The organism is Bacteroidales bacterium, assembly GCA_035342335.1.
In the GTDB taxonomy this organism is placed as follows: domain Bacteria; phylum Bacteroidota; class Bacteroidia; order Bacteroidales; family JAGONC01; genus JAGONC01.
In genome coordinates this window covers 60,085-67,370 of sequence record DAOQWY010000019.1, presented here as the reverse complement: position 1 = coordinate 67,370, position 7,286 = coordinate 60,085, and the positions used below count along the sequence as shown (strand labels likewise).

Here is a 7,286-nt window from a genome sequence, read left to right as displayed (position 1 = left end):
GTCCTCGCTGTGATTCCTTTGATACCCGGCTTGTAAAGGGCGGTGAGCTGAAGTTCCGTTCATTAACCCTGGAAGAGCATTAAATCATTACTTTTGTAAAAATCAAGTCCCATGTGCGATACCTGTGGCTGCGGCCAACCCGACTCAACCATCCGGATAAGAAGACCGGGTGATCCGTCCCTCCATCTGCAAGCACATTCCCATGAACATCCCCACCACCACGGGGATATGGAGCACACCCATCCCCACGAGCATTTCCTTGAGCACACCGAAGCGGAAGGACACGAACAGGATGCGGAACATGCGCATCATTTTCACGAACCGGGCCACGATCATAGCCATGGGACGATGATCCGCGTTGAGCAGGATCTGCTGGCCAGGAACAATCAGCTTGCTGAGCGCAACAGAGGTTATTTTGAAGCAAAGCATATAACGGCAATCAACCTGGTCAGTTCTCCCGGCTCGGGAAAGACCAGCCTTCTGGAACGAACCATTCAGGAGCTCAGGCAAGAGATCTCCTTCTGTGTCGTTGAGGGTGACCTGCAAACCATGCTGGACTCAGACCGGATCCATAAGACGGGCGTTCCCGTCATTCAGATCAATACGGGGAATGGATGCCACCTGGATGCACTTATGGTCAATAAAGCAGTCAGGGAGCTGGAACCAGCTGATCATTCGGTGCTTTTCATCGAGAATGTTGGCAATCTGGTGTGTCCTTCCCTTTTTGATCTAGGCGAATCAAAACGGGTAGTCATTGTCAGTACGACCGAAGGGGAAGACAAACCGCTGAAATATCCCAACATGTTCCGTACCTCCCACCTCTGCGTGATCAACAAGACTGATCTTCTCCCCTACGTAGACTTTCAGTCAGAAAAAGCCAAAGCCTATGCGCTCCAGGTCAACCCTCATCTTGAATTCATTGAACTCTCGGCCAAGTCCGGAGAAGGTCTCAGTCTCTGGTTTGACTGGCTAAAACAAAAACTTCTCTGATTTTTACAGCCATCTGAGTTTTATACGATTTTACGTTTAATTTTGTATTGTTATTGCATTAACAATACTTTTATTGATGAATAAAAATCCCATGAAAAGCCTTCCGGATAAAACCGTTGAACGCTTGAGCCAGTACAGAAGGGCATTGCTTAATTGCCTGGAAAATAATAAAATTCATATCTTTTCCCACGAACTTGCCGGATTGATCCACATCACTCCAGTTCAGGTCAGGCGTGACATCATGCTCATCGGTTATTCAGGAACACTCAGGAAGGGATATGATGTTCAGGAGCTCATACAGCTCATCGGACGCATCATCGATATGGAGCAGGCACTGAAAGTATGCGTAGTGGGTGTGGGGAACCTTGGCCGGGCGATCATCAGGTACTTCAAGGGAAAACGAACGAAGCTGAGCATTACGGCCTGTTTTGACATCAGCCCTGAAAAGTTTAAATCCACCTATTCAGGAGTCCCCTGTTTTCCGATCGGGCAGCTGGCATCCATCATCAAAGAACAGGATATTTCAATTGCGATCCTCACGGTTCCCGGAGAAGTCGCAGCATCAGTCGCTGATGACCTGGTAAAAGATGGCATCAAGGGGATCATCAATTACACGCCAACGCCCATAAACGTCGGACCGGATGTTTATCTCGGAGAATACGATATGATCACTTCCCTTGAAAAAGCGGCTTATTTTGTTAAAATAAACAAGGAATCAATCCCCTGAAGGATCAAAGGGATCATTTGAATCCGCCTGTGAAAATGTTGATGGTGCCCTTGAAGATTTCGGTAGCGAAATATCCCTTGCATTTAAGAATGAAGTAATAGGTACCATCGGAGAGATTGCCCCCATCCCACTCACCGCTGGAATAATTGTTGGCTTCATAAACTGTTCGGCCCCATCGGTTAAAAACCACCAGCGAATTGGAAATATATTTGTCAAGGTCGGTCACAATGAATGTGTCATTGATAGCATCCCCGTTGGGAGTGAAAATATTCGGAATGACCAGTTCAACCTCCTGGACATTGATTTCCTGGGCAAGGGAATCAACACAACCATTTTCGGCAGTGACGGTCAGCACAACATGATACGTATCAACTTTTGTGAAAACGTGGCTCGGGCCCTCCAGAGAGGAAAGTTCTCCGTCTCCGAAGTTCCACGACCAGTTTACAGCCTTTTCGGTCTCACTGCTGAACTGGACTACCGGATTCTGGTAATATATTTCTTCAGGTTCGTAAGAGAAACTGACCTTGGGCGGAGGCAATGCTTCCACTTCAAAGGTTTCATCGTGCCGGCACGACAGGCTGTCGGTCACCGTAATCGCGTAAAGAACACTGTCGACGAGTCCCAATGCGAGGGTATCTCCCTGAAGAAATGCGATGCCGGGGTCCCATTCATACGTATAGGGAGCGGTTCCGCCCGTCGCCCTGGCCAGCATCTTCGCCTTTGCTTCTCCCGGGCACCCCTTGTCAAGCTGCTCCAGGTCCAGCTTGATTTCCGGATTGACCGTCACCCGCAGGCTGTCCTGACACGTATTGAATCCGTCGGAAACAGTTGCCGTATACGTTTTGCTTTTTTGCGGAGCAACAGTCATTACGGAGGCCGAATCTCCCGTATCCCATTGATATCTGTAATTGAACACGGATCCTGAATGCATCAGGTTTTGTAATTGAGAAGGATCGAGAACACAGCTGAAAATATTGACCTCATCGATCTTACCGATAAAAAAGGATGTATTGGTTTGCAGGCTTTGTGTTCTTCCAAAATAGATAAATCTTTCTCCAGGTGTTATCGAAACGCTGGTGATCAGCGATCCCTGCAGGATGCCGTCAATCCAGATCTCGTTCGGATATCCGGCGCCGTCAAACACTGCGTACAGATGATGCCAGGTTTCAAATGGAGGATTTGAATTGGAAGAAAAGGAATAATTATCCGGTGAGCCCTGGCCTTCAAAATGTTGAAGGTTGATCTTGCCGAGTTTGCCCGTGTTGATGACCTCCTCATTTTTACCAAGGACCCGGGCCATTGCCTGGCCATTCCCGAAATCAAAGAAGGTCGGATATTCATTCTCAGGCAACCACTCACTGGTGTCGGGAAGGGTGAACCATAGAGCCACTGAAAACGTGGACTGAATATTCTCGAGGGTGGCGATCAGGTAGTTATCCTTTCCGTTAAAGCTCAGCGCACTGTTTGGATTACCAAACCGGTCGGATGCCAGGGTTGCGCCAAAGGCAAAACCGTCGTATCCATTCCCGCTATAGTCCCTGGTATCGCCGTTAAAAGGCCAGTAGGCCACCTGGCAGGCGGGGAGCTTCTGCACGACCGACAGCGTCAGATGAGCGCCGTAACAGATGGTGGTATCCGGCTGCGGGATTTCTGCAGTGATCAGGTTGGCATAGACCGAGTCGGCGTACACATTTCCCGATCCTTCCGTCACCTCAACCCTGTAAAGGCTGGTTTCGGTGATCCAGATCCCCCGGGATGTTTCACCCGTGCTCCAGGAATACGAAGCAAAACCCTCACCCGCGTCGATGAAAAGACTATCGAGATTGCAATAAAAAGCACTATCGGACTGGAAAACATTCAGGGTGTCTGACACTGGACTGGCAATGACGGTCATTACCTGGCCAAGCATCAGCAGTGAAATAAAGAATTGCTTCATTGCGGAGTTCCCTTTAAGCGGGCAAAATTAGTAAAAAATTGTATTTCCCGATTTATGACGGAATTCAATCGAACGGTTCTCCTGACAAAGTAAATCCCAAGGATAACGTGAGGTCTGCAGATTTGTTATTCCAGACTGTCATTATTACAGTACCAGACTCCCAAAGAGGCGTTGGCAGGAAAATTGATCCAGTCACTGCCTCAATTGAAGCATATGAATCTGAATAATTTTACCATCAAATCACAGGAGGCGCTCCAGCAGGCCCAGGAGATCGCCACCGGCAACCAGCATCAGGCCATTGAAACCACGCATATCCTTAAAGGGATGCTTACGGTAGATGAGCATGTCATTCCATTTCTACTCAAAAAACTGAACATCAACATTGTTCATTTGCAGCAGGCCCTTGACAGGATCATTCAGTCCTATCCAAGGGTGGCCGGCGGAGAGCCCTATCTGACCCACGATGCAAGTATGGCTTTTCAGAAAGCGACAACTTATTTAAAAGAATTTAGTGATGAATTTATCTCCATCGAGCATGTTCTGCTCGGCATTCTGGCCGGAAAAGACACGGCGGCCCAATTGCTCAGGGACAGTGGTGTCACTGAAAAGGACCTTAAATCAGCGATCAGGGAACTCAGGAAAGGGAGCACGGTCACCAGTCAGACAGCAGAAGAGACCTATCAGGCCCTTGCCAAGTATGCCCGCAATCTGAACGAACTGGCCAGGCATGGCAAACTGGATCCTGTCATCGGAAGGGATGAAGAGATCCGGAGGATCCTGCAGATACTTTCCAGAAGGACGAAGAACAATCCCATCCTGATCGGTGAACCTGGTGTCGGCAAAACAGCGATCGCTGAAGGCCTGGCGCACCGGATCATCAATGGCGATGTCCCTGAGACACTTAAGTCCAAGCAGATCTTCTCACTGGATATGGGCGCATTGATCGCCGGTGCAAAATACAAGGGAGAATTTGAAGAAAGGCTGAAAAGTGTCATTAAAGAGGTCGCCGGTTCCGATGGTGAGATCGTGCTTTTTATTGACGAGATCCACACGCTGGTAGGTGCCGGTGCAAGCGAGGGAGCCATGGATGCGGCGAACATTCTGAAACCGGCCCTGGCCAGGGGAGAACTCCGTGCGATCGGGGCTACCACCTTAAAGGAATACCAGAAATACTTTGAGAAAGACAAAGCCCTCGAACGGCGGTTCCAGATCGTGATGGTGGGCGAGCCGGATACGATGGATACGATTTCCATCCTTCGCGGCCTGAAAGAACGCTACGAAACCCATCACCAGGTCAGGATCAGGGATGAAGCGATCATAGCCGCCGTAGAACTTTCACAGCGATATATCACCGACAGGTTCCTGCCCGACAAGGCCATTGACCTGATCGATGAGGCTGCCGCCAGGCTGCGGCTGGAGATCAATTCCCTGCCGGAAGACCTGGATGAGCTCGAACGCCGGATCAGACAACTGGAGATTGAACGCGAAGCCATCAAACGGGAGAATGATGAGCCCAAACTGCAGGTGCTGAACAAGGAGCTGGGCGAACTGACTGAAGAACGGACACGTCTGCAGGCACGGTGGAAAAATGAGAAGGAGGTTGTCGAAAAGATACAGCAGAACAAAAAGATGATCGAAGAGCTGAAGTTTGAGGCTGAGCAGGCCGAGCGTGAAGGAAACTATGGCAGGGTTGCCGAACTGCGCTACGGAAAGATCAAGGAAGCAGAAAGGGAACTGGATGCACTGGGCAAGAATCTGACAATGTTGCAGGGTGATTCACCCATGATCCGGGAAGAGGTTGTGGCTGAAGAGATCGCAGAGATCGTATCACGCTGGACGGGAATCCCTGTCAGCCGGATGCTGCAGAGTGAAAGGGATAAGCTGCTGAATCTGGAAGACGAGCTTCATAAACGTGTCATCGGCCAAAACCAGGCCATCCAGGCCATCGCTGATGCCATCCGGCGCAGCCGGGCAGGCCTGCAGGATCCCCGGCGACCCGTTGGGTCGTTCATCTTCCTGGGGACCACCGGCGTTGGAAAAACCGAACTGGCTAAAGCTCTTGCTGAGTTTCTGTTCAACGATGAGAATGCCATGGTCCGGATCGACATGTCGGAGTACCAGGAACGCCACACGGTGTCGAGACTGATCGGTGCGCCACCGGGCTACATTGGCTACGAAGAAGGCGGTCAGCTGACGGAAAAGGTCAGGAGAAAACCCTATTCGGTCGTGCTGCTCGATGAAATTGAAAAAGCACACCCCGATGTTTTCAATATCCTGCTGCAGGTGCTCGACGACGGGAGACTGACCGACAATAAGGGCCGGACAGCCGATTTCAGGAACACCATCATCATCATGACCTCCAACATCGGATCTCAACTCATCCAGGAACATTTTGAGGGAATGGGGAATACCCTGAATGAAAAAGTGTTCGAAGAAGCACGTGCGGAGGTCTTTGAGCTGTTGCGAATGACCATCCGGCCCGAATTCCTTAACAGGATCGATGAGATCATCATGTTCAAGCCCCTCACGCGGGACGAGATCAGGCAGATCGTGGTACTGCAGATCGCCAATATTAAGAAAACGCTGGAAAACAACGAGCTGCAGCTGGAAATATCGCCTGATGCCATCGAATTACTTGCCGGTAAAGGCTATGATCCCCAGTACGGTGCCCGGCCCCTCAAAAGGGTATTACAGAGGGACCTGCTAAACGAACTTTCAAAAATGATCCTGGCAGGAAAAGTCAGTAAGGACAGCGCCATTCAGGTTGGTGCAAAGGGAGGTGCCCTGGTCTTTGAGAATTGATTCCGGCCAGGATAAACCATATTCTTTTCTCATTGTAAAGAGCAAAAAGCAAAAAGCCAATATTAATTCAGATATTTGTTCTTTGATATTTGCTTTTTGATATTTGCTTTTTGATTTTATTAAAAACGTAATGAAAGGCACACAGATCCTATTCTGGGACTGGAACGGCACCCTGCTGGATGATGTGGAGGTCTGTGTCGCCTCGATGAACACGATGTTATCCAGGCGAAACAAACCTTTGCTCACCACGGAAGAGTACAGGGAGGTTTTCACTTTTCCCGTGATCGACTATTACCGGAAGATCGGGTGGGACCTGGAGGTGGAATCCTGGGACAGCGTGGCATTTGAATATATTGATCTTTACCTGAAAAACCTCCCGCAGGCGCCGCTGCACGCGGCTACCCTTTCAATACTGGAGTACTTTGCTGATAAGAATTACAGCCAGGTCATTCTCTCTGCGATGGAGCAGGATGCCCTGCTGGATTCCGTGAAGCAGAAAGGGATCAGTCATTTCTTCAAAAAAATTGCCGGACTGAACGATCACTATGCCTTCAGCAAGGCGGATATTGCCATCAAGGCCATGCAGCAGATGAACGCCAGCCCTTCCCGGGTGTGTTTGATCGGTGACACGCTACACGACCTTGAGGTATCGCGTCAGATGGGATGCGATTGCATCCTGGTGGCCGCAGGACATCAGAGCCTGCAAAGGCTGAGCGAAAAACACAGCCGGGTGATCAACGATCTGACTGAACTGAAAGGATTGCTTTAAAACAACCACGGGTACGTCCCCCCGATCAAGTCACGAACCTTAATTCCGGTGCAGGCACCGGA

At 49.8% G+C, this 7,286-nt stretch carries 5 protein-coding genes; 4 read left to right on the top strand and 1 reads right to left on the bottom strand.

The genetic code is table 11. From position 1 onward, the window contains the following. The first annotated feature begins 111 nt into the window (after window positions 1–111). On the top strand, window positions 112–990 hold the full coding sequence (hypB, locus tag PKI34_10135; GenBank protein ID HNS18166.1) for a hydrogenase nickel incorporation protein HypB: 879 nt from the start codon (window positions 112–114) through the stop codon (window positions 988–990). 76 nt (window positions 991–1,066) lie between these two features. Further along, window positions 1,067–1,717, top strand: coding sequence for a redox-sensing transcriptional repressor Rex (locus PKI34_10130; protein ID HNS18165.1), 651 nt, complete (start codon window positions 1,067–1,069; stop codon window positions 1,715–1,717). Window positions 1,718–1,730: 13 nt separating this feature from the next. Here the strand turns inward: PKI34_10130 and PKI34_10125 are convergent, their stop codons facing one another. After that, window positions 1,731–3,653: a gliding motility-associated C-terminal domain-containing protein gene (locus PKI34_10125; protein ID HNS18164.1), complete on the bottom strand. Its 1,923-nt coding sequence runs from the start codon at window positions 3,651–3,653 to the stop codon at window positions 1,731–1,733. A 213-nt stretch (window positions 3,654–3,866) separates the two neighbouring features. Between PKI34_10125 and clpB the strand changes: the two genes are divergently transcribed. Beyond that, window positions 3,867–6,455 carry an ATP-dependent chaperone ClpB gene (gene clpB / locus PKI34_10120; protein ID HNS18163.1) on the top strand — a complete coding sequence of 863 codons (2,589 nt, stop codon included), beginning with the start codon at window positions 3,867–3,869 and terminating at the stop codon, window positions 6,453–6,455. Between the two features lie 130 nt (window positions 6,456–6,585). After that, entirely contained in the window at window positions 6,586–7,224 is a 639-nt protein-coding gene (locus PKI34_10115) for an HAD hydrolase-like protein (GenBank protein ID HNS18162.1), read from the top strand. Window positions 7,225–7,286 lie beyond the last annotated feature (62 nt).

Coding starts and splice junctions, on each gene's coding strand:
- PKI34_10125 (HNS18164.1), bottom strand. CDS start 3,653: ATGAAGCAATTCTTTATTTCACTGCTGATGCTTGGCCAGGTAATGACC.
- hypB (HNS18166.1), top strand. CDS start 112: ATGTGCGATACCTGTGGCTGCGGCCAACCCGACTCAACCATCCGGATA.
- PKI34_10130 (HNS18165.1), top strand. CDS start 1,067: ATGAATAAAAATCCCATGAAAAGCCTTCCGGATAAAACCGTTGAACGC.
- clpB (HNS18163.1), top strand. CDS start 3,867: ATGAATCTGAATAATTTTACCATCAAATCACAGGAGGCGCTCCAGCAG.
- PKI34_10115 (HNS18162.1), top strand. CDS start 6,586: ATGAAAGGCACACAGATCCTATTCTGGGACTGGAACGGCACCCTGCTG.